Annotated in this window: 19 protein-coding genes; 12 read left to right on the top strand and 7 right to left on the bottom strand. The window is 60.3% G+C overall.

Annotation, left to right across the window (positions count from 1 at the left end; genetic code table 11):
* Positions 1 to 3: 3 nt before the first annotated feature.
* The 3 genes from xdhB to F3H58_RS02725 form a co-directional block, all read right to left on the bottom strand.
* A complete protein-coding gene (xdhB, locus tag F3H58_RS02735) occupies positions 4 to 2,343 on the bottom strand; it encodes a xanthine dehydrogenase molybdopterin binding subunit (protein WP_188128738.1) in 2,340 nt (779 codons plus the stop codon).
* Between the two features lie 3 nt (positions 2,344 to 2,346).
* The gene (gene xdhA / locus F3H58_RS02730; RefSeq protein ID WP_149741117.1) at positions 2,347 to 3,816 is read right to left on the bottom strand and encodes a xanthine dehydrogenase small subunit; all 1,470 of its coding nucleotides are present in this window, start codon (positions 3,814 to 3,816) and stop codon (positions 2,347 to 2,349) included.
* A 138-nt stretch (positions 3,817 to 3,954) separates the two neighbouring features.
* Positions 3,955 to 4,731, bottom strand: a complete 777-nt coding sequence (locus F3H58_RS02725) for a 3-hydroxybutyrate dehydrogenase (protein WP_149741116.1) — start codon at positions 4,729 to 4,731, stop codon at positions 3,955 to 3,957.
* 220 nt (positions 4,732 to 4,951) lie between these two features.
* Between F3H58_RS02725 and F3H58_RS02720 the strand changes: the two genes are divergently transcribed.
* The 4 genes from F3H58_RS02720 to sbmA all read left to right on the top strand — a co-directional run bounded on the left by F3H58_RS02720 (position 4,952) and on the right by sbmA (position 9,761).
* Positions 4,952 to 6,013 (top strand): LLM class flavin-dependent oxidoreductase, encoded by a 1,062-nt coding sequence (locus F3H58_RS02720; protein WP_149741115.1) that lies wholly within the window; start codon positions 4,952 to 4,954, stop codon positions 6,011 to 6,013.
* Positions 6,014 to 6,067: 54 nt separating this feature from the next.
* Positions 6,068 to 6,820 (top strand): type I methionyl aminopeptidase, encoded by a 753-nt coding sequence (gene map, locus F3H58_RS02715; protein ID WP_149741114.1) that lies wholly within the window; start codon positions 6,068 to 6,070, stop codon positions 6,818 to 6,820.
* 298 nt (positions 6,821 to 7,118) lie between these two features.
* The gene (locus F3H58_RS02710) at positions 7,119 to 8,309 is read left to right on the top strand and encodes an MFS transporter (protein ID WP_149741113.1); all 1,191 of its coding nucleotides are present in this window, start codon (positions 7,119 to 7,121) and stop codon (positions 8,307 to 8,309) included.
* A gap of 183 nt (positions 8,310 to 8,492) precedes the next feature.
* A complete protein-coding gene (sbmA, locus tag F3H58_RS02705) occupies positions 8,493 to 9,761 on the top strand; it encodes a peptide antibiotic transporter SbmA (protein ID WP_035240299.1) in 1,269 nt (422 codons plus the stop codon).
* A 244-nt stretch (positions 9,762 to 10,005) separates the two neighbouring features.
* On the opposite strand, the gene F3H58_RS02700 is transcribed toward sbmA, so the two are convergent.
* Positions 10,006 to 10,989, bottom strand: coding sequence for a polysaccharide deacetylase family protein (locus F3H58_RS02700; RefSeq protein WP_149741112.1), 984 nt, complete (start codon positions 10,987 to 10,989; stop codon positions 10,006 to 10,008).
* A gap of 150 nt (positions 10,990 to 11,139) precedes the next feature.
* On the opposite strand from F3H58_RS02700, the gene F3H58_RS02695 reads away from it, so the two are divergent.
* The 5 genes from F3H58_RS02695 (at position 11,140) to F3H58_RS02675 (ending at position 15,191) form a co-directional block, all read left to right on the top strand.
* A complete protein-coding gene (locus tag F3H58_RS02695) occupies positions 11,140 to 11,724 on the top strand; it encodes an NnrU family protein (RefSeq protein WP_149741111.1) in 585 nt (194 codons plus the stop codon).
* Positions 11,725 to 11,879: 155 nt separating this feature from the next.
* On the top strand, positions 11,880 to 12,551 hold the full coding sequence (locus F3H58_RS02690; protein ID WP_149741110.1) for a tetratricopeptide repeat protein: 672 nt from the start codon (positions 11,880 to 11,882) through the stop codon (positions 12,549 to 12,551).
* 132 nt (positions 12,552 to 12,683) lie between these two features.
* The gene (gene der / locus F3H58_RS02685; protein ID WP_003524225.1) at positions 12,684 to 14,114 is read left to right on the top strand and encodes a ribosome biogenesis GTPase Der; all 1,431 of its coding nucleotides are present in this window, start codon (positions 12,684 to 12,686) and stop codon (positions 14,112 to 14,114) included.
* A gap of 214 nt (positions 14,115 to 14,328) precedes the next feature.
* Positions 14,329 to 14,937 (top strand): DUF2026 family protein, encoded by a 609-nt coding sequence (locus F3H58_RS02680; RefSeq protein ID WP_149741109.1) that lies wholly within the window; start codon positions 14,329 to 14,331, stop codon positions 14,935 to 14,937.
* Complete coding sequence (locus F3H58_RS02675) at positions 14,931 to 15,191, top strand: hypothetical protein (RefSeq protein WP_149741108.1); 261 nt, start codon at positions 14,931 to 14,933, stop codon at positions 15,189 to 15,191. The genes F3H58_RS02680 and F3H58_RS02675 overlap by 7 nt, the downstream gene beginning before the upstream one ends.
* 172 nt (positions 15,192 to 15,363) lie before the next feature.
* Here the strand turns inward: F3H58_RS02675 and F3H58_RS02670 are convergent, their stop codons facing one another.
* Positions 15,364 to 16,413 carry a bifunctional monoglucosyl/glucuronosyl diacylglycerol synthase gene (locus F3H58_RS02670; protein WP_035240305.1) on the bottom strand — a complete coding sequence of 350 codons (1,050 nt, stop codon included), beginning with the start codon at positions 16,411 to 16,413 and terminating at the stop codon, positions 15,364 to 15,366.
* A 161-nt stretch (positions 16,414 to 16,574) separates the two neighbouring features.
* Entirely contained in the window at positions 16,575 to 17,495 is a 921-nt protein-coding gene (locus F3H58_RS02665) for a sugar kinase (RefSeq protein ID WP_188128769.1), read from the bottom strand.
* A 255-nt stretch (positions 17,496 to 17,750) separates the two neighbouring features.
* Here F3H58_RS02665 and bglA point away from each other — a divergent pair, with 255 nt between their 5' ends.
* The 3 genes from bglA (at position 17,751) to F3H58_RS02650 (ending at position 20,727) form a co-directional block, all read left to right on the top strand.
* On the top strand, positions 17,751 to 19,415 hold the full coding sequence (gene bglA, locus F3H58_RS02660) for a beta-galactosidase BglA (RefSeq protein ID WP_149741107.1): 1,665 nt from the start codon (positions 17,751 to 17,753) through the stop codon (positions 19,413 to 19,415).
* Positions 19,412 to 19,870, top strand: coding sequence for an aminoglycoside 6'-N-acetyltransferase (gene aac(6'), locus F3H58_RS02655; RefSeq protein WP_149741106.1), 459 nt, complete (start codon positions 19,412 to 19,414; stop codon positions 19,868 to 19,870). The genes bglA and aac(6') overlap by 4 nt, the downstream gene beginning before the upstream one ends.
* Before the next feature lie 305 nt (positions 19,871 to 20,175).
* Entirely contained in the window at positions 20,176 to 20,727 is a 552-nt protein-coding gene (locus tag F3H58_RS02650) for a hypothetical protein (RefSeq protein ID WP_149741105.1), read from the top strand.
* A gap of 66 nt (positions 20,728 to 20,793) precedes the next feature.
* Here the strand turns inward: F3H58_RS02650 and ade are convergent, their stop codons facing one another.
* On the bottom strand, positions 20,794 to 22,488 hold the full coding sequence (gene ade / locus F3H58_RS02645) for an adenine deaminase (RefSeq protein ID WP_149741104.1): 1,695 nt from the start codon (positions 22,486 to 22,488) through the stop codon (positions 20,794 to 20,796).
* Between the last annotated feature and the right edge of the window lie 22 nt (positions 22,489 to 22,510).

The following is a 22,510-nucleotide window of genomic DNA, read 5'->3' as shown; positions in this document are numbered from 1 at the left end:
CCCTCAAACCTTCTTCAGCCGTTCCACCGCCATCAGCACCCGCTCCGGCGTTGCCGGCGCATCGAGGCGCGGGCAGACCTTGTAATCGGCGACGGAGGCGACGGCCATGGAGAGGGCTTCGAGAACCGAGATCGCCAGCATGAAGGGCGGTTCGCCCACGGCCTTGGAACGGCCAATGGTGGGTTCGGCATTTTCCGCCCATTCCGCCAGCCTGACGTTAAAGCTCTTCGGCCGGTCGGAGGCGAGGGGGATCTTGTAGGTGGAAGGCGCATGGGTGCGCAGCCGGCCCTTGCCGTCCCACCATAATTCCTCCGTCGTCAGCCAGCCCATGCCCTGCACGAAGGCGCCCTCGATCTGGCCGATATCGATGGCCGGGTTCAGCGACTTGCCGACATCGTGGAGGATATCGGTGCGCTCCATCATATATTCGCCGGTCAGCGTATCGATCGACACTTCCGAGCAGGCCGCGCCATAGGCGAAATAATAAAACGGCGTGCCGCGGCCGGCGGCGCGGTCCCAGTGGATTTTCGGCGTCTTGTAAAAACCGGCGGCAGAAAGCTGCACGCGGGCGAAATAGGCCTTTTTGATGAAATCGTTGAAGGCGATTTCCTCAAGGCCGATGCGCACCCGGTTCGGCAGGAAAACGACTTCCTCTTCGGGGACGTTCCAGTTCTCGGCGGCGAATTTGACTAGCCGCTCGCGGATCTGGCGGGCGGCGTCATAGGCCGCCATGCCGTTGAGGTCCGTGCCGGAGGAGGCGGCGGTGGCCGACGTGTTCGGCACCTTGCCCGTTGTCGTGGCTGTGATCTTCACCCGGCCGATATCCACCTGGAAGGCATCGGCCACCACCTGCGCCACCTTGGTGTAGAGGCCCTGACCCATTTCGGTGCCGCCATGGTTCAGGTGGATGGAGCCGTCATTATAGATATGCACCAGTGCACCCGCCTGATTGAAGGCGGTCATGGTGAAGGAGATGCCGAATTTGACTGGGGTGAGCGCAATGCCCTTGCGGATGATGGGGCTCGTTTTGTTGAACTCTATGATCGCCTCGCGTCGCGCGCGATAGTCGCTGGAGGTTTCCAGCTCTTCGACGATGCGGGCGATGATATTGTCCTCGACCTCCTGATGATAGGGCGTCGTGGTGCGGCCCGAGCCGGTCCCGCCATAGAAGTTCAGCTTGCGGATATCGAGCGGGTCCTTGCCAACGGCATAGGCGATCTCCTCGATAAACCGTTCCGCCCCCAGCATGCCCTGCGGCCCGCCGAAACCGCGAAAGGCGGTGTTGGAGACGGTGTGGGTTTTCAGCGGCCGCGAGGTGAGATGCACATGCGGGTAGAAATAGCTGGAATCGGCATGGAACAGCGCGCGATCCGTGACCGGGCCGGAGAGATCGGAGGAAAAACCGCAGCGGGCGGCATAGGTGGCATCGACGGCGTGGATGCGGCCTTCCTCATCGAAGCCTAGCTCGTAATCGACGCGGAAATCATGGCGCTTGCCGGTAGCGCTCATGTCTTCGTCGCGGTCCGGGCGGATTTTCACGGCCCGGTTCAGCTTCTTGGCGGCGATGGCGCAGAGGGCGGCGAACTGGTTGCCCTGCGTTTCCTTGCCGCCGAAACCGCCGCCCATGCGGCGCACCTGCACCGTGACGGCATTGGACGGCACCTGAAGCAGATGGCTGACGATGTGCTGGATTTCGCTCGGATGCTGGGTGGAACTCCACAGCGTCACCTCGTCATCCTCGCCCGGCACGGCCATGGCGATGTGGCTTTCGAGATAAAAATGCTCCTGTCCGCCGATCCGCATGGTGCCGGTGAGGCGGCGGGGTGCGACATCCATTTCCAGCTTGGCATCGCCACGCTTGAGTGTCATCGGATCGATGACAAGCGCGCCGCCATTTTCAATCGCCGTGTCGATATCGGTGAAATGCGGCAGGTCCTTATAGGTGATCTTCGCCTTGCGGGCCGCCTTTCTGGCGATATCGCGGGTTTCGGCAAAAACGGCGAAGATCGGCTGGCCGTGAAATTCCACCTTGGTTTCAGCAAGCAGCGGCTCGTCGTGACGGCCGCCGGAAGAGATGTCGTTTTCGCCAGGTACGTCCTTGGCAACCATGACCCAGAGCACGCCGGGTGTTTTTTCCACTTCCGAGAGGTCCATCGAGACGATTTCGGCATGTGCCCGGTCAGAAAGACCGAGAGCGCCATGGATCAGTCCGGCGGGTTCGGGAATATCGTCGATATATTCGGCGCTGCCCGTCACATGCTTATGGGCTGAATCGTGCCGGAGCGAAGCGTGCATCGGGCCGTCGATTTCGGTCTTGGTCTTGTCGAAGCTTGTGGTGTCCATGGTTCAAGCCTCCTCCAGTGCAAAACGCACAAGTTCCTGCTTTTGCCCCGAAGTCTCGAGGAAAAACCGCGTCAGCAGGTTCTTGGCCGTCAGTTGCCTATATTCGGCAGTCGCCCGCCAGTCGGTCAGCGGGGTGAAATCCTCATCCAGCACATCGCGTGCCGCATCGATGGTTTCCTGGCGCCAGGGCTTGCCGAGAAGGGCCGCCTCCAGATGCGCGGCGCGTTTGGGCGTACCGGCCATGCCACCGAAGGCGATGCGGATGTCTTCGACCGCGCCGTCGGCATCGAGCGTCAGGTTGAAAGCGCTGCAGAGCGCGGAAATATCCTCGTCGCGGCGCTTGGAAATCTTGTAGACGGCGTAGATGCTTTCCGGCTTCCGGAACGGGATGAAGAGTTTTTCGACGAATTCGCCGCTCAACCGGTCCTGTTTGCCGTAATCGATGAAATAGCTTTCCAGCGGCAGGCTGCGGTTGCCGGAGGAGGATCGCAAGGTCAGCGTCGCCCCGAGCGCGATCAGCGCCGGAGGCGTATCGCCGATGGGCGAACCGTTGGCGATATTGCCGCCAATGGTGCCCATATTGCGCACCTGCTCGCCGCCGAGGCGGTCGAACAGCCGGGCAAGCGGCGGGAAGTGTTCCGCAACGGTCTTGAAGGCCTGGCTGTAGGTGACGCCGGCACCGAGTGTCACGCCGTCCTCATCCACGGTGATGGTTTGCAGATCCCCGAGATTGTTGATGAAGATGACCGGGTTCAGCGCCCGCATCTGCTTCGTCACCCACAGGCCGACATCGGTGGAGCCGGCAACGATGGTCGCCTTCGGCTCAGCAGCGTAAATCTCGGTCAGTTCGGCCAGTGTCGCTGGAATGATGGTGCGGTCCTCGCCGTGGGTGACGGTGATCGTTTCATTGGCGCGGATCGCCCAGAGCCTTGCCATGATATCGGTGCGGTCCCGTTGCAGCGGGTCGAAGAGCGCGCTCGGGCGGGCAGCGGCGATTTTTTCGGCGGCGCGCACGATCGGCTCATAACCCGTGCATCGACAGAGATTGCCTTGCAGCGCCTTTTCGATGTCGGCGCGGCCGGGGTTTTCACTGGCAAGCCAGAGACCGTAAAGCGACATGATGAAGCCCGGCGTGCAGAAACCGCATTGCGAGCCGTGGAAATCCACCATCGCCTGCTGCACGGGGTGCAGCGTACCGTCGCGGGCGGCCAGATGCTCGACCGTCACGATATGGGTGCCGTGCAGCGAGCCTAAAAAGCGGATGCAGGCATTGACGCTTTCATAACGCAGCGAACCGTCCAGCAGCCGCCCGACCAGCACCGTGCAGGCGCCACAGTCGCCTTCGGCGCAGCCTTCCTTTGTCCCGGTCAACCGCTTGCTGATGCGGAGATAATCGAGAAGCGTGTCTGTCGGTCCGAAATCCTTCAGCGAGATGGTTTCGCTGTTGAGGATGAAGCTGATCGCGTCGTTCATGCAATGCCCTGCTTTTTTGACCGGCTGCCGAGCCGGTTTCTTGTCATTGTCCCTGCGCATCATATGCACGCCCGCAGGCGTATATCGATTTCCGTTTTGGCAATTCATTGTTTCCAAAACGGAAAGAAAGTTCGGCAATTATTGCGCCGTCCAGCCGCCATCCACGGAAATATGGGTGCCGGTGATGTTGCTTGCGGCGTCGCTTGCCAGAAACAGTGCGGCGGCGGCCACGTCATCGACGGTGACGAACTGCTTGGTTGCCTGCAGTTCCAGCATCACGTCGTTCTTCACCGCCTCTTCGCTGATGCCCCGCACCTTCGCCATTTCCGGTATCTGCTTTTCGACCAGCGGTGTGAGCACATAACCCGGACAGATGGCGTTGACGGTAACCCCGGTCTGCGCAAGCTCGAGCGCCGCCGTCTTCGTCAGGCCCATGATGCCGTGCTTGGCCGCCACATAAGCCGATTTGAACGGCGAGGCGACGAGACCGTGGGCGGATGCGATGTTGATGATACGGCCTTTTCCGGCCTTCTTCATCAGCGGTATCGCAGCCCGCATGGTATGGAAGGAACCGGTCAGATTGATGGCGATGATCCAGTCCCATTTCTCCGTCGGAAATTCCTCGATGGGCGCGATATGCTGGATGCCGGCATTGTTGACGAGCACATCCACCGAGCCGAGTTTTTCGTGCGAGGATTGAATGAGATCGGCGATCTCGTCCTGTTTCGTCATATCCGCGGGGTGATAAAGCACGCGCCCGCCGCTTTCCGCTTCCAGCAAAAGGCGCAGTTTTTCGATCTCGTCCTCATCGCCGAAACCGTTCAGTACAATATTGGCGCCGTCGCGCGCAAATCGCTGCGCAATCGCAAGGCCGATACCGCTTGTAGAGCCCGTCACGATAACTGTCCGATGCATGCTTTCCCCTTTTTGCATTACTTCGCACATGTTTAAGCAAGGTATGCCCAAAGGGGGCAGGCTGGCAATCGCCATTTCAGGCGCCATTTCGGGGGAGCACGGTAGCGCGGTGAAACAGGCCGCGCCCATCCATTTTTTCGAAGCTAAGCATCCAGATTCTGCATTTGCCTGCGGGCGCTTCCGTCCCTATCTCTCAGGCAAGCAAACAGAGGTATCATCTATGGAACTCGGTCTTTACACATTCGCGGATGTCAATCCCAACCCCGCCGATGGCCGTGGGCCGGAAGGCGCGCGCCGGCTGCGCGAACTCATCGAAGAGATCGAGCTTGCCGATCAGGTCGGGCTCGATGTCTTTGGCCTCGGGGAGCATCACCGTCCGGATTATGTCGTCTCCTCGCCCTCCACGGTGCTCGCGGCGGCGGCGGTGAAGACGAAGAATATCCGCCTGACGAGCGCCGTTTCGGTGCTGAGTTCGGACGATCCGGTGCGGGTGTTCCAGCAGTTTTCGACCGTGGATCTCCTGTCGAACGGCCGCGCCGAAATCATGGCCGGGCGCGGGTCCTTCATCGAATCCTACCCGCTGTTCGGTTACGATCTTGAGGATTACGACGTGCTCTTCGCCGAAAAGCTCGATCTGCTTCTGGCGCTGCGGGAGCAGGAAATCGTCACCTGGTCCGGCACCAAGCATCCCGCCATTAACGGGCGCGGCGTTTATCCGCGGCCGCTGCAGGAGCGTCTGCCGGTGTGGATCGCCGTGGGCGGCACGCCGCAATCGGTGGCGCGCGCCGGCGCCATGGGCCTGCCGGTGGCTCTTGCCATCATCGGCGGCGAATATCGCCGGTTTGCGCCGCTGTTCGATCTCTACCATGAGGCAGCACGCCGGGCGGGGCAGGAAAAGACGAAACTGCGCACCAGCATCAACGTCCACGGCTTCATCGCCGACACCACCGACAAGGCGGCGGACCAGTTTTACGGACCGCAGGCGGAGGTGATGAACCGCATCGGCCGCGAGCGTGGCTGGGGGCCGACGAACCGCGCGCATTTCGACGCCGCGCGCGGGCCGGAGGGCAATCTCTTCCTCGGTGAGCCGGAGCTGGTGGCGGAAAAGATCATCAAGGCGCATGGCGTTTTCAGAAACGATCGCTTCCTGCTGCAGATGGCCATCGGCCTGATGCCGCATGACCAGATCATGCGCGGCATCGAGCTTTATGGTACGAAAGTCGCTCCAATCGTCAGAAAAGAATTGACGGGGCGCGCCGATCCGGTGAAAGCCACGGCCTGATGATTACCAGGGCGGGCGTTTTGAGACCCGCCATGCAGAATAACGGACAGAGATATGGTCATTTCCACCGACGAAGAACTGGATCTGCTCAAGGATATCGGTCGTTTGTGCGCCGTTGCCATGCAGACCATGGCGGACGCGCTGGAACCGGGCATCACCACGGCCGAGCTGGATGCCATCGGCCGCAAGGTGCTGGAGGATAACGGCGCGCAGTCGGCTCCGGAATTCTGCTACAAATTTCCTGGCGCGACCTGCATCAGCGTCAATGAGGAAGTGGCTCATGGCATTCCGGGCCCCCGCATCATCAAGGCGGGCGACCTCGTCAATATCGATGTCTCGGCGGTGAAGAACGGCTTTTTCGGCGATACCGGGTCGTCCTTCGCCGTGCCGCCGGTGAAGAAGGACATCGAGCGGCTGTGCCGCGATGGCAAACGCGCCATGTGGACCGGCCTGCAGCAGGTGAAAACCGGCCGGCCTTTCGCCGATATCGGCAATTCCATCGGCGCCTTTGCCAAGAAGAACCGCTATACGCTGATCACCAATCTCGCCAGCCACGGCATCGGCCGCTCGCTGCACGAGGAGCCGAAGGAACTGGCGACCTGGCCGGACAAGGACGAGCGGCGCATCATGCAGGAAGGCATGGTGTTTACTGTCGAGCCGTTCCTGTCGACGGGCGCCTATTGGGCCGAGGACGGTGATGACGATCCCTGGACGCTCTATAGCGATCCGAGCGCGCCGACGGTGCAGTATGAGCATACCGTGGTGGCGACGAAGAACGGGCCGCTGGTGCTGACGCTCGCTGAGTGACAGCTACACCTGCCTCCGTCACCCTCACTTTTAAGGTCGGAGCGAGCGCGTGCCGCTTGTTTCTTCTCCCCTCGGGGGAGAAGTCCGCGGCAGCGGGATGAGGGGGCGCCCTCGCCGGATTTCGGAGAGCTTGCCCCCTCATCCGACCCTTCGGGCCACCTTCTCCCCGGCGGGGAGAAGAAATACGCGGTACCCGCGGAACGCATCGATGCTCGCCTCATGACAGATAACGACCGCTTATAACGCCGATCAAAATAACTCGCTTGTCCCTTATCCGCCCCGTTGCGATAAGCCATGCATGAGCATCGACAAGCCACTTTCCGCCAGACATCTGACCGCACTTGGATTTTCCGGGGCACTGATGATGGCCTCCGCCATGGGTTTCGGCCGCTTTTCTTTCACCCCCATTCTGCCCGGCATGATGGCCGACGTTCCGCTTTCGGCGGGGGATGCGGGGATCGTGGCGGCGGGTAACTTCGCCGGTTATCTGGCGGGGGCGGTTCTGGCGGCCTATTCGTGGGGTTCGGGGAGGGAACGGCTGGTGGCGCTTTGCGGCCTGTTTTCCACCGGGGCATTGTTGCTTGCCATGGCGGCTTTCAACTCCGTCGCGGCTTTCACCATCATCCGGTTTCTGGCCGGCGTCGCCAGCGCGCTGACCATGATCTTCACCTCGCAGATCGTTATCGGCCATGCCGTCAAGGCGGGCAGGGACAGCGTTCAGGCGCTGCATTATGGCGGCGTCGGTGCGGGCATCGCGATCTCCTCGCTTGCGGTCTATCTGATCGGCGTTGTTTTTGACGGTGGCGGCTCCTCATGGCGGGAGGAGTGGATTGCAGGTGCTGTCTTTTCCTTCATCACATTCATTCTCGTCTGGCGGGTGCTGCCCGCAGGCCCGCCGCGACATGCATCCTCTGTGGCGGAGCCGCCGCTCCACTGGACGCGGCCGCTCCTCCTGACGACGCTGGCCTATGGGCTTTTCGGTTTCGGTTACGTCATCACCGCCACCTTCATAGTGGCGATCGCCCGCATGGCCGCTGCCGGCGCTTTCGTGGAGTTTCTGGCCTGGTTCATCACCGGCTGCGCCGCCGCCATTTCGCTTTTCCTCTGGAAACCGGTCTTGAAATCGCAGGGGCTGAAACGCGCCTTCGTCATCGTTCTTGCCATGGAAGCCGCCGGCGTCTTCGCTTCCGTCATGCTGCCGCCGGTGCCGGGCGTTCTCGTCGGAGGCCTGCTTCTCGGGCTGACCTTCATGGTCATCACCGCTTATGGCCTGCAGCTCGGCCGGGAATTTGCCGGGCCGAGCCCGCGTCGCGCCTTTGCGCTGATGACGGCCGCTTTCGGCACGGGCCAGATTGTCGGGCCGCTTGCCGCCGGCTGGATTGCCGAGGCGACGGGAAGTTTCACCGCGCCCAGCATTCTCGCTTCCGCCGTGCTCGTCGTCAGCATTCTGCTGATGCTGCCGGTGCTTGCCACGGAGCGGCGGCGCTAGGCCGCTGGCTGTCTTTTCCTGCCTTTCATCCGGTGTTTCCGGTGGCCATCGCCCGCCACCTGCGCCTTACATCTTGTTAAGGTCGTCGCTTCTCCGTTGCTGTGCACAAATTTCTGCCCTAGGTTCGGGCCATCTAGTGCTTCGCCAATAATGGCTGATTTCAAACGCGCGTGAGTCCGAAACGTGTTTCATTCCTTCTTTCCCAAACCGAAAATCTTCTTCACGTCGGCCATTATATGGGCTTTTTTCGCCATTCTCGGATGGTACTTCATCGTTGAAGGGTTAGGTCGGTCTTGGGGCTATGTAATGCCTGAACAGGAACCCTACGATCTCAGCTACTTCCTGGTCCCGGCTAACCTGTTCTTTTACGCCTATCTCGCATTGTGTCTGGCGGCGTTCGGCGGCGTGTGGACCGTTATCGCCAAGGATCATCCCTGGAAATACTGGTCCATCTGGGGATCGTTGCTGATTATCGCGGTCACCTATTTCGGCGTTCAGATTTCCGTCGTGATCAATAATTTCCGGCGGCCTTTCGGCGATCTTCTGCAAAATGCCCTTTCGAAACAGCCGGGTATCGAGGTCTGGGATTTCTACAGCCTTCAGATCGTCTTCGCCAAGATCGCCTTTCTCAGCATGGCCGTTTCGATCCTGACGGATTTCTTCACCAGCCATTATATCTTCCGCTGGCGAACCGCGATGAACGACTTCTACATGTCGAAATGGGAAAAGCTGCGCCATATCGAAGGTGCGTCCCAGCGCGTTCAGGAAGATACGATGCGGTTCTCCTCGACGCTCGAAGGGTTGGGTATTACGCTCATCAACTCGGTGATGACGCTCGTCGTGTTCCTGCCGATCCTGTTTGCGCTGTCGTCTTATGTCTCTGAATTGCCGATCCTCGGTGAAGTGCCGCATGCGCTGTTCTGGCTGGCAATCGTCTGGTCCATCTTCGGTACGGTTCTTCTGGCGACAGTCGGCATCAAGCTGCCCGGCCTGAACTTCCGCAACCAGCGTGTGGAAGCCGCCTATCGTAAGGAACTGGTCTATGGCGAGGACCACGCCGACCGCGCCCAGCCGCCGACAGTCAAGGAACTCTACTCCAATGTGCGGAAGAATTATTTCCGCATGTACTGGCACTATCTCTATTTCAACGTCGCACGGTATTTCTACATTCAGGCCGATGCGGTGTTCCTGCTTCTGATGCTCGTTCCGACCATCGTGGCGGGCAAGATCACCTACGGTATCTACCAGCAGATCGCCACGGCCTTCGGTCAGGTCAGCAATTCGTTCCAGTATCTGGTCAATTCCTGGACCACGATCATCGAGTTGCTGTCCATCCACAAACGTCTTGTGGCCTTCGAGGCCGCGATCGACGACAAGCCCCTGCCGGATATCGACGAGCGCTATCTTCAGCGGGAAGCGGAAGCCGGAGAGCTGGCGGCCAACAAGCCTTGAAAAAAGGCGGTCGATTGGCCGCCTTCAGGTCTCGAGCACGTGCTACGAAGACGATGTGTTTGGTGAACTGCCTCATTCGCACCCGTCACCCCGGACTAGATCCGGGGTCCAGCGCGATCAAGTCCTTGATCGCAAAAGACTCTTCTCACGGCGCAGACGCGCCGTAGCTGGATGCCGGGTCAAGCCCGGCATGACGGAGGAGGGGTGTTCGACCTTTGTCACGAACAGGAGAGTATGAGGAAGTTTACCCCTCGGTCTTTTGTTTCTTCCGCGCCTCGATCATCGGCATCGCCTCGGCGTAACTCACGCAGGCGACATCCTGCTTGCCGCAGACCTCGCGCAGCAGCCGCTCATAGGCGTTCCAATAGGCGCCGCCATTCATCTTCACGAAGTGAAAGCCCATCTGTAGCGGAATGCGCTCGCCACTATATTGCCTGTCGAATGCATTGCGGAAGGCCGTATAGGCGCGTTCCTCAAATTCCCCGGCACGGTCAGGCGTTTCGACGCCGATGGAGTGGCGGATGAAGAGATTGTAGTCCATGGCGATGATCGGGCGGTTGCCCGGGCCTTCGGGTATCAGCGGCAGGCCGAAATGCTGGATACCTTCACGCTCCACCGGCCATTCCGGTCCCTTGGTGATGCTGGTGGCGTCGTAAACGAAGCCGTGCTTTTTCTGCGCGGCGGTCAGAGCCGGACCCTGCGAGAGATAGGGCGCGCGGAAACCATTGATCTTTTTCACCATCTCCCGCCAGCCTTCGGGTTCCTCGCCCTTCTTGCCGATCATCTGCCAGGCATTTTCCAGCGTGCTGGTGAAGGTGGTGAATTCGCCGTCCCATTGTTCCGCGGTCCACTGTCCGCCATCGAAATGGCCGCAGGTGTGGTTGGCGATCTCGTGGCCTTCGCGATGAGCGGCCCAGATGTTTCTGAGCCTCGCCTCCACCTCTTCTGGCGATTGGCCGAAGCCGACATTGGAGCGGCCGGCCTTCTGGCCCGGTCCCTGATAGGTCTTGGCGCTGGTCTTGCGGTCCATCACCAGCGTGCAGGCGAGAAAATAGGTGAAATGCGCGCCAACTTCTTTCGCCGTCGTCCTGCTTCTTTCCCACAGCGTATTGTCGCCCGCACCATCGAAGGAGACGATGACGAGCTGCTTCGGCTTCTCGGCCTCTTGTGCAAGAGCGGGAAGGGCGGCGAGAACCGACAGGGAAAAGGCGGCAAATGGGCGAAACATCAGTTATCCGTCATATGAAACACCGTGGCCTTTTGCGGGTGGAATAAGGCGAAGCTTTGAATAGTCTGGCGTTTTCATGACTTTCGGCCTAATTCCTGTTGCAGCTTGCGGTGATAGGGCCGCTTCGTTCCACCCGGGGGACCGTGTTTCATGCTTTTTCTCGCACTCTGTCTTGCCTTGTTCCTGCTGACGCATCTTTTGAAGGTGGTCGCACCGCAATTTCGCGCGCGGATGATCGCGACGATGGGCGAAGGCCCTTTCAAGGGCGTCTATTCGCTCGTCAGCCTCATCACGCTCGGCCTTGTCATTTATGCCTTCGGTGAAGCGCGGCAGGAAACCGGAATGTTGTGGTATCCACCTGTCTGGATGAGCCACATTGCCGTGACCCTGATGCTGCCGGCGATGATCTGTCTTATCGCCAGCCTTATCCCGGCTGGCCACATCGCGACGAAGACGAAACATCCGCTCATTCTTTCGGTCAAGATATGGGCGCTCGCGCATCTTCTGGCCAATGGCGAGACGTCTTCCATTCTTCTTTTCGTATCGTTCCTCGCCTGGGGCGTGGTGATGCGGATTTCGCTGAAGCGCCGGGAACGGGAGGGCGAAAAAGTGGTTCGGGACTTCGTTTCAGGCCGCTACGATCTGGTGGCCATCCTCGGCGGCATCGTCCTGTGGGGTGCCTTCATTCTGAAACTGCACGAATGGTTGATCGGCGTTCAGCCCATCGTCCTGTAGGAAATCAACGTTTCCCCCTTACATATCAGGCAAAATAGGCTAGAAGGCCGACCATGGCCCGGTCGGTCTGGCTTTTGCTGACCCGGGTAAGCGGCTTGGTATGTCCGCGGACGGATGGATCGGGAACGATCTCCGCGCGGGTAACGGAGAATTTGATGGCAAACGAAAATGATACCTTTATCCGCGAAGTGAACGAGCAGATCCGTTCCGAGCAGCTGTCGCGCTTCTGGGGCCGGTACGGTATCGTGGTCGTGGGTGCGGCCGTTCTCGTGGTTCTGGGCGCCGCCGGCGCCGGTATCTACGAATACTGGAACACCAGCCGCGCTTCCAATTCCGGCGACCAGTTCCTTGCGGCGCTGAAGCTCGCTTCGGACAACAAGACGGATGAGGCGCTGAAGGCCTTCGCCGATCTCGAAACTTCCGGTCATGGCAATTATCCGGTTCTGGCGAAGTTCCGCTCGGCCACGCTGCTGTCGCAGAAGGGCGATGCGGCCGGCGCCATCGCCGCCTTCACCGCCATCGGCAACGATACGTCCGCACCGCAGGTCTTCCGCGATACCGCCAAGGTGCGCGCGGCCTGGCTGCTGGTGGATAACGGCACCTATGATCAGGTCGCGGCGCTGGCGGAGCCGCTCAGCGGCGAAGGCCAGACCATGAAGGCTTCCGCCCGCGAGGCTCTGGGTCTCGCCGCCTACAAGGCCGGCGATTTCGTCAAGGCCAAGCAATGGTTCGAGCAGATCGTCAGCGACGCGCAGGCGCCGCGTAACGTGACGAACCGCGCGCAGATCATGCTCGACAACATCACCGCTTCCGGCAAGGCTGCCTAACGCCGCTGCGCCACGCAGGATCGCGCCGGCATTCTGTGCATTGCCAAAGCGATCCAACTCATTATTTTACGCATGTCCTTTGCCCAAAACAGGTAACGTTTTGGGCAGACGTGCTTTAAGGAACCAGGATCAATGAGCTTCACCGTCGCCATAGTCGGGCGCCCCAATGTCGGCAAGTCCACGCTTTTCAACCGTCTTGTCGGAAAGAAGCTGGCGCTGGTGGACGATACGCCGGGTGTGACCCGCGACCGCCGCCCCGGCGAGGCGAAGCTGGTCGACCTGCGTTTCACCATCATCGATACCGCCGGTCTGGAGCAATCCGGGCCGGAAACGCTTCAGGGCCGCATGTGGGCGCAGACCGAAGCGGCAATCGACGATGCCGATGTGACGCTGTTCGTTGTGGACGCCAAGGCCGGACTGACGCCGGCCGACGAGACGCTCGCCGAAATGCTGCGCCGTCGCGGCAAGCCGGTGGTGCTGGTGGCCAACAAGTCCGAAGCGCGCGGTTCCGATGCCGGTTTCTACGACGCCTTCACGCTTGGTCTCGGTGACCCTTGCCCGATCTCGGCCGAACACGGTCAGGGCATGATCGACCTGCGCGACGCCATTGTCGAAGCAATCGGCGAAGACGTCGCTTTCCCGCCGGAAGTGGATGAGGCGGAGACGGATATCGTTCTGCCGCGCAGCGAGCCGGGCAGCGAGGACGAGGAAGACGAGGAGCCGGTTTATGACGAGACCAAGCCGCTGCGCGTCGCCATTATCGGCCGGCCGAATGCGGGCAAGTCGACGCTGATCAACCGCTTTCTCGGTGAAGACCGCCTGCTGACCGGCCCGGAAGCCGGCATTACCCGCGACAGCATTTCGGTCGAATGGGACTGGCGCGGCCGCACCATCAAGATGTTCGACACGGCCGGCATGCGCCGCAAGGCCAAGGTGACGGAGAAGCTGGAAAAGCTCTCGGTGGCGGATTCGCTGCGCTCCATCCGTTTTGCCGAAACCGTGGTGATCGTGTTCGACAGCACCATCCCATTCGAAAAGCAGGATTTGCAGCTGGTCGATCTCGTCATCCGCGAAGGCCGCGCCGCCGTGCTCGCCTTCAACAAATGGGATCTGGTGGAAGACCCGCAGGCCTATCTGGCCGATCTGCGCGAGAAAACCGAGCGGCTTCTGCCGCAGGCGCGCGGCATCCGCGCGGTGCCGATTTCCGGACAGACGGGTTATGGTCTCGACCGGCTGATGCAGAACATCATCGACACCGACAAGGTCTGGAACCGCCGCATCTCCACCGCCCGCCTTAACCGCTGGCTGGATTCGCAGACGACCCAGCATCCGCCGCCGGCCGTTTCCGGCCGCCGCCTGAAGCTGAAATATATGACGCAGGTAAAGGCCCGCCCGCCGGCCTTCATGATTTCCTGCACGCGGCCGGAAGCTATTCCGGAAAGCTATACGCGTTATCTGGTGAACGGTCTGCGCAAGGATTTCGACATGCCGGGCGTGCCAATCCGCGTGCACTATCGGGGTTCGGACAATCCGTTCGAAAGCAAGGCGAAGAAGCGGCGTTGATCGGCCTTCGATTCTAGGGCGCAACGCTGCGGCATATTTCTTCTCCCCGCCGGGGAGAAGGTGGCCCGAAGGGTCGGATGAGGGGGCAACGTTGCCGTATCTCACGACCCTTGCCCCCTCATCCCGCTGCCGCGGACTTCTCCCCCTCAGGGAGAAGAAACAGGTGGCACCCGCTCGTTCCAATTCGACGGCACTTCTTTGAAGAGTAAAAATCATGCTGATCAAGCAGACCGACTATCACCGGATTTACCGCGTCATCAACAGCCTGCTCATCAGCCAGAATGCCGATCCCGCTTCGGCTTCCATGTATTTCAGCACCTTCGGCGCCTTCATCCTGCAGCAGTATTACAAGGTGAAGGCGGTGCCGAAGGGCGGGCTTGCGGCCTATAATCTCGGCGGAACCGTGCTGCTGTTCGCCGATCACCGTGAAGACGGTTATGTGACGGGCGCAGGCGAGAACTTCCACTGCTGGATCGAGGCGGATGGCTGGGCGATCGATTTCATGGCGCCGGCATTTTCGGAAGGTGCCGATGGGCTTTCCGTGCCGGCGAAAATGTTCCAGCGGCCGCTTGTCGCCATGGCGGCATCCATCAACGATCTCGGACAATCCGGCGATTTCTTCTATCGCTCCGAACCTGAAGCCACGGCCAAGCGCTTTGCCGACTGGCACAGGCAGGCGATGATCGGCGATATGGCGAGCGTTGCCGCCAACTGGTTCCGCAAGTCGCCGAAACAGATGGCCGCCTCGCTTTCTGTAACGGATCCCGACGGCAAAGCGCGGACCGTACCGCTTTCCGGCCAGATGCTCACCGGAGCGTGGTGAAGGCAGGTTACGCCGCGCAGTGTCGATCCAAGGTTTTGTCAGCAAAAGGTCTTTTGATTTATAGGGGCAATGTTGCTACGCAGGCTGGGCTTCACCATCTCGCACTCACGCCGCCCGACAGTCTGGTGCTGGTTTTCCACGGGACGGTGGCTGTCATACCCATCAGCGCCCTGCCGATTGCTGCAAAGGACATCATCGAGAAGATCAATCACTGGTGCGCAGCCCAGCGGAAAGAGCTGCTTCCCTTGTCCTGAGGCGGGATCATCCGGAAACAGAGGACGGCCAGCGTGTTCTCGCGGCAGCCGCCTGACGTCAATCAGCAGCCCGACCCCGTTCTAAAGATAACGGCAGTCGCGTCCTGATTGCCTTGTGACATTCCCGCTTCGTTTCGTCCACCGTTCCCGAGCAGAATCTCGGGGATCGGCCTCACGCAAGCTGAGAACGCGACAGCAGCGGCAGGGACTTGCCGGCGGCGTGAATGACATTGTCGAGGAATTGCCGCGAGGCTTTTTCCCAGCTGTAGCTTCTGGAAAGCGCCAGCGCCTCCTGCGGCGAACAATGAAGTGCTGCCAGACAGGCATCGCGAAGATTGTCGTCCAGCGCACCGGCTGCGGGGTTACCGCCGAGAATATCGATCGGTCCGGTGACGGGGAAGGCGGCCACGGGCACGCCGCTTGCCAGCGCTTCCAGAATGGTGTTGCCGAACGTATCGGTCTTCGAGGGGAAGACGAAGACATCGGCCTGCGCATAGGCATCGGCCAGTTCCTCACCGGTCTTGACGCCGGTGAACAAAACGTCCGGATATTTCTCCTGCAATTCATGGCGGGCGGGGCCGTCGCCGATGACCACCTTCGAACCCGGCAGGTCCAACTCCAGAAATTCCGGCAGGTTCTTCTCTACGGCCACACGTCCCACCGTCATGAAGATCGGCCTCGGCAGGTCGAAAGGCAGCTTTGCTTTCGGGCGGGGATGGAAAAGCTCGGCGTCGATGCCGCGGCTCCAGCGCTTCAGGTTGCGCACGCCGCGCGCTTCCAGTTCGGTCTCAAGGCTCGGCGTCGCCACCATGCAGGTGTTGCCGCCATTGTGGAACCAGCGCACGAAGGCGTAAAGCCAGCTTTCCGGCACGGGGAAACGCGCCGCCACATATTCGGGAAAGCGGGTGTGATAGCTGGTTGAAAAACGCATGCGGTTCTTCACGCACCAGCGCCGCGCCATGAAACCCAGCGGCCCTTCCGTCGCAATATGCACGAAGGAAGGCTGGCTTTTTTCGATCTCCGCCGCCACACGGCGATAACCGGCAACCGAAAGACGGATTTCCGGATAGGTGGGGCAGGGGATGCTGTAAAAACTCTGCGGCGTGACCATGCGCACATCGACGCCGAGCCGCGCGAGTTCGGTATTGGTGTTTTCTATGGAGCGAACCACGCCGTTGACCTGCGGGTGCCAGGCATCTGTGACAATCGTGATTCTCGTCATGAAACACTGATCCTGCTCATCTGCGCACGGGCGAATCCCCATTGCCCGGCTTCTGCCCGTATATGCGGCGTGCGTGTTACAGGATCATGTCAGGGTGTGTGACGGCGGGGAAGCGTGGTTTGCGCGCGGAAGTTTGCGCGCCTCCCCGGTGCGGCGGAGCCTTATCCCACCAGCGGTAGAAGCTCAGGGCTGATCAGCGCGCCGTGGTGACCGATGACGGTTGCCGCCGCCCTTGCCGCGAAGGTGGCCGCTTCCTCCGGCGAACTGCCGGTCACATAACGGGCGAGGAAAGCGCCGTTGAAGCTGTCGCCGGCGCTTGTCGTGTCCACCACGTCCACGGCTTTCACCGCCGGGGCGTGACTGCGACTGCCGCCGAAATCGAGCGTCGCGCCCTTGGCGCCGTCCTTTACGACGATGTTTTCGACGCCAAGCGAACGGTAGCGGTCGATGGTCGCTTCCACGGAGACATCGCCGAAATGGCTCGCCTCGTCATCGAAGCTCGGCATGACGAGCGTTGCGGCGCGTGCGCCGTTGGAGATGGTCTCGAGCATCGTATCCTTATCCGCCCACAGGCGCGGGCGGATGTTGGGGTCGAAGACCACCAGCTTGCCCGCCGCCCTGGCGCGGCGCAGTTCGGCGAGGAACGTATCGACATCATGGGCGGAGGCAAGAATGGCGAGCGTGATGCCGGAGAAATAGACGACATCGGCGCTTTCCACCGTCCTGCGCAGGTGGTCCGCATCGGCGGCGAGCTGCCTTGCGGCGGCGGCGTTGCGCCAGTAGCTGAAGGTGCGCTCGCCGTCCTTCAGGTTGATGAGGTAAAGGCCGGGCGTGCCACCCTTGATGCGACGGATTTTCTCCGTGCCGATGCCGGCATCCGCGATGAAGGTGAGCATGTCTTCAGAAAGAGGATCGTCGCCGAGTGCGGTGAAATAATCGACCGACCAGTCGCCCGGCAGGCAGGCCCGGGCATACCAGGCGGTATTGAACGTATCGCCGGCAAAACCCTTGCGCAGCAGCCCGTTGCCGGCCTGCGACAGTTCCACCATGCATTCGCCAATCGACAGAAACCGTCCGCCCACGCCGTCATCCTCCCGTTTTTTCCAGCCATGCGGCTTACGACGAGTGCGCGCCGCTGACAAGGGCGGTTGTAGCCGTTTGTGCATGTGCGAAGTTCCGGTTTACGCGGCAGCGACAGCTTTATATTCTTGTGCCACAGCGCTTTCGCTTTTCTTCGAATCGCGAAAGCGCTGTGTCTCTTTTTTACGCATGTCTCTTTCCCAAAACCGCGTCACACTTTTGGGAGACATGCGCCGGCCACCGTCAGGAGATCGCCCATGCCGCTAACCCATGCCCCGGTCCACAAACCCCAAGCGCAATCGGACTGGTGGAAGGGAGCGGTGATCTATCAGGTCTATCCGCGCTCATTTCAGGATACGACCGGCGACGGTTTCGGCGATCTTGCCGGGGTGACGAAACGTCTGCCCTATATCGCCTCGCTCGGTGTCGACGGCATCTGGCTCTCGCCCTTCTTTACCTCGCCCATGGCCGATATGGGGTATGATGTTTCCGATTATTGCAATGTCGATCCGATGTTCGGCACGCTTGCCGATTTCGACGCACTGATGGCCGAGGCGCACCGTTTGGGATTGAAGGTCATCATCGATCAGGTCATCTCGCACACGTCGGACCAGCATCCCTGGTTCGTGGACAGCCGGGCGAGCCGCACCAACAGCAAGGCAGACTGGTATGTCTGGGCCAACCCCAAGCCGGATGGCACGGCCCCCACCAACTGGCTTTCCGTGTTCGGCGGCCCGGCCTGGGAATGGGACGGCGTGCGCAAGCAATATTACATGCACAGCTTCCTCGCCTCGCAGCCGGATCTCAATTTCCATAATCCGGATGTGCAGGATGCGCTTCTGGAAACCGTGCGTTTCTGGCTGGATCGCGGGGTTGACGGTTTCCGGCTCGATACCGTCAATCATTATTTCCATGACAAGCTTTTGCGCGACAACCCGCCGCTTTTCGACGAGGAAAGTTTCGGTCTCGATGCTTCCGACGTCAATCCCTATGGCATGCAGGACCATCTCTACGACAAGACGCGGCCGGAAAACGTGGCTTTCCTGAAGCGTTTTCGCGCGCTGCTCGACGAGTATGAGGGGCGCGCCACGGTGGGTGAGGTGGGAGACGGGGCGCGGTCGCTGAAGACGGTGGCGGCTTATACGTCGGGCAATGACAAGCTCAACATGTGCTACACCTTCGACCTGCTGGGTCCGGATTTCAGCGCGAAGCATCTGCGCGCCTCGGTCGAGACCTTCGGCAAGGTGGTGACGGATGGCTGGGTGTGCTGGGCCTTTTCCAACCACGATGTGGTGCGCCACCTCAGCCGTTTTTCCGAAAGTGTAGAGGAGCAGGTGCGGGTGGCGAAGCTTGCCATCTGCGTTCTCGCCAGCCTGCGCGGTTCCATATGTCTCTATCAGGGCGAGGAATTGGGTCTCACCGAGGCGGAACTCGCCTTCGAGGATCTGCGCGATCCCTATGGCATCCGCTTCTGGCCCGCCTTCAAGGGGCGGGACGGATGCCGCACGCCGATGGTGTGGGAGACAGGAAAGCCGAATGCCGGTTTTTCCAGCGCTGAAAAACCCTGGCTGCCGGTGCCCTATGTTCATGCCATGCAGGCTGTGGATGCGCAGGAGCGCAGGCCGGACTCGGTTCTGAACCATTACCGCGCCGTTTTGTCTTTCCGAAAAGGTCACGGCGCGCTGCGCGATGGCGACATGCATTTTATCAAGACCAATCTCGATGTGCTGGCCTTCACGCGCCAGAAGGGGGATGAAAAACTGCTCTTCGTTTTCAACCTCACCCGTGAGGCGGTGGAATTCCCGATACCGAAGGCCATGCGGGTCACCGATATACTGCCGATGCCGGGTTTCGCACCGTTATTCGATGCGGGTATCGTGAAGCTCGAGGGGCTGGATGTGTTTTGCGGGGTCGTTGCATGAGCGGGCAATTTGCCATCGAGACGGCTGGCGAAGCATCGCTCGATGAGTGGTCGCTTCTGCGGCACCGTTTGTGGCCGGATGCTTCACCCGCCGAACACCGGGCGGAGTTGCAGGACGTCTCCGACAACGAGGTTGGATTTATTGCCTATGATCCGGCGGGCATGGCCATCGGTTTTGCCGAGGCCAGCCTGCGGCACGATTATGTCAACGGATGCGACACCTCGCCCGTGGCGTTTCTCGAAGGCGTTTATGTGGAGGAGGCCTTTCGCAAACAGGGCGTTGCGGCCGCATTGATTGCCGAAGTAACCCGTTGGGCGACCAGCAAGGGTGTGAGCGAACTTGCTTCCGATGCCGATATTTCCAATATCGATTCACATCGCATGCATGGGGCGCTGGGATTTGAGGAAACGCAGCGGGTGGTTTATTTTCGCAAGTCTCTGCCTTTGGGTTCATGACCTCTCGGCATTGTTCAGCTAGTGGATGATGTCAGTCTTCGCGGGCGCCTTTCGCCGATCAAATGCCGCGCCATGATCGCGTCTTGGATGGTGAGTAGCACTATTTATGTATTGATGAATTTTATAAAATATTGAATTTTAATTAATTCACGATTGAAACTTATATATATTCGTATTAATGACAGATACGAAGTAATTTTTTCATATTTACTTCGCTTTTGGCGAGCCTTGGGCAAGCTTCCAGTATTAATCATTGAAACCTACAGATTTTCGGTCTCCACCCATAAAGTGAAGCAGGGATTGTCATGTCCGTTTCAATCAAGAATTTCAATCAGCCCAATACCGCGAATTCCACCTCACCACGCGCCAAAGCTAAGGCCGCCCTTCCATCCATCCGAGAGGTCTTCCTTTCCGGACAATCGGCAGCCCGCGCATCCACACCGAAACCAGCCCCCAAAACCTCGTCAGCCGATTATATCGCATCGCCCGCCTTCATGCGGAATCTGAGGGCCAAGCTTTCCCTGGCGGGGGACGATCCGGCGCAATATCTGCGCGCCCGGTCGATGATGAGTGCTCTCGAGCGTGGAGCCTTGCAGGTTTCGAACCCCACCCAGGGCAAAACGATCAATGCGTGGGATCCGAACCAGAAAAACGCCAAGCCGACGACAGCCACTGACATCGCCAAGACCAACTGGGTGGATTTCCTCAACACGCAGCTGAAGCGCAGCGAAGACGGCGAGCTTTCCAAGGATGGAAGCGGAAGCTATGTCGACAATGCGACAGGAAAACACGCCTATTTTGGCAGGGTCGCGGGCAAATATTATTACGTCACCTGGCCTTCGGAGACGAAAGCATGAGGCCGCTCTCGCGGCCTCAAAACGCGGATTGAGCGTTTTCCGCTGTCTCCGGTCGGCAATCCACCGTCAGATCAACGCAAACCGGTCCACATCCACCATACCCATATCGGAAATCTTCAGATGCGGGATGACGGGCAGGGGCAGGAAGGCGACCTGCAGGAAGGGTTCTTCCAGCGTGGTGCCGAGCGCATAGGCTGCTTTTCTGAGCGTGTGCAGTGTATCGCGAACGGTCTCGTAGGGTTCGAGGCTCATCAGCCCTGCGACGGGCAAAGCGATCTCGCCCGTGACTCTGCCGTCTTCCACCACCACGAAGCCGCCCTTGATTTCGCCGAGCCGGTTGGCGGCCAGCGCCATGTCGTCTTCGCTCACGCCGACGACACAGATATTGTGGCTATCATGGCCGACGGTGGAGGCGATGGCGCCCTTTTTCAGGCCGAAGCCCTGAACGAAACCGTTGGCATGGTTGCCGTTCTTGCCGTGGCGTTCGATGACGGCGACCTTGATGATGTCGTTTTCAAGATCGACGGAGGTCTGGTTGCCATCCGTCGGCAGCCTGTAGCGGCGGTGCTCGGTAATGATCTTGCCGGGAAGCACGCCCATGACAGGGCTTTCGCCTTCCGTGACCGGCACGCCGAAATGCGAGGCGAGCACGGGTCTTGCCTTGACGCTGTCGAGGCCGACGGGTGCGACCGGTTTGCGCGTGGCGAAGAGGGCGTCGTTGACGATCCGCCCGCCGGAAAGCACCATGCTCGCCTTGCAGTTCTGCAGGCTGTCGACCACCACGAGATCGGCGCGCCAGCCCGGTGCGACAAGGCCGCGGTCGCGCAGGCCGAAGGCTTTTGCGGCGGAAATGGAGGCGGCGCGGTAGATGGCGAGCGGTTCCACGCCGCTGGCGATCGCCGTGCGGATCATATAGTCGAGATGGCCCTGTTCGGCGATGTCGAGCGGGTTGCGATCATCGGTGCAGAGGGCCAGATAGGGCGACAGGCGCTCGGTGATGATCGGCATCAGGGCGTGCAGGTCCTTCGAGACCGAGCCTTCGCGCACCAGAATATGCATGCCCTTGCGGATTTTCTCCAACGCCTCAGTCGCGCTCGTGCATTCATGTTCGGTGCGGATGCCGGCGGCGAGATAGCCGTTCAGGGCCGTGCCGGAGAGAAGCGGTGCATGCCCGTCGATATGCTGGCCCTGAAAGGCCTCTAGCTTCGCCATGCACACCGGATCCTTGTGGATGACGCCCGGAAAATTCATGAATTCGGCAAGGCCGATGACCTTCGGGTGCCCCCGGAACGGCAGCAGCTTTTCGATGGGCAGATCCGCGCCGGCGGTTTCCAGATGGGTGGCGGGCACGCAGGAGGAGAGCTGCACGCGGATGTCCATGATGGTTTCCATGGCACTGTCGAGGAAGAACCGAAGCCCCTCCACGCCCAGAACATTGGCAATCTCGTGCGGGTCGCAAATGGCCGTGGTAACGCCATAGGGCAAAACGCAGCGGTCGAATTCGTGCGGCGTCACCAGCGACGATTCGATATGGAGATGCGTATCGATGAAACCCGGAACGACGATCTTTCCGGAAATGTCGATTTCCCGTCGCCCCTTGTAGTTCTCGCAGGTGCCGACGATGGTGTCGCCACAGATGGCGATATCCGAAGCGACGAGTTCTCCGGTGACGAGATCGAAGAAGCGTCCGCCCTTGAGAACCATGTCCGCCGGTTCACGGCCCGTACCCTGATCGATGCGCGTTTCAAGTCTGGAATTCATGCGGGTTTCTTCGGCTCCTGAT

Source organism: Rhizobium sp. NFACC06-2 (assembly GCF_900101425.1).
Lineage (GTDB): Bacteria > Pseudomonadota > Alphaproteobacteria > Rhizobiales > Rhizobiaceae > Agrobacterium > Agrobacterium leguminum.
The sequence above is the reverse complement of the archived record's forward strand: the minus strand, read 5'-3'. Positions and strand labels throughout refer to the sequence as shown.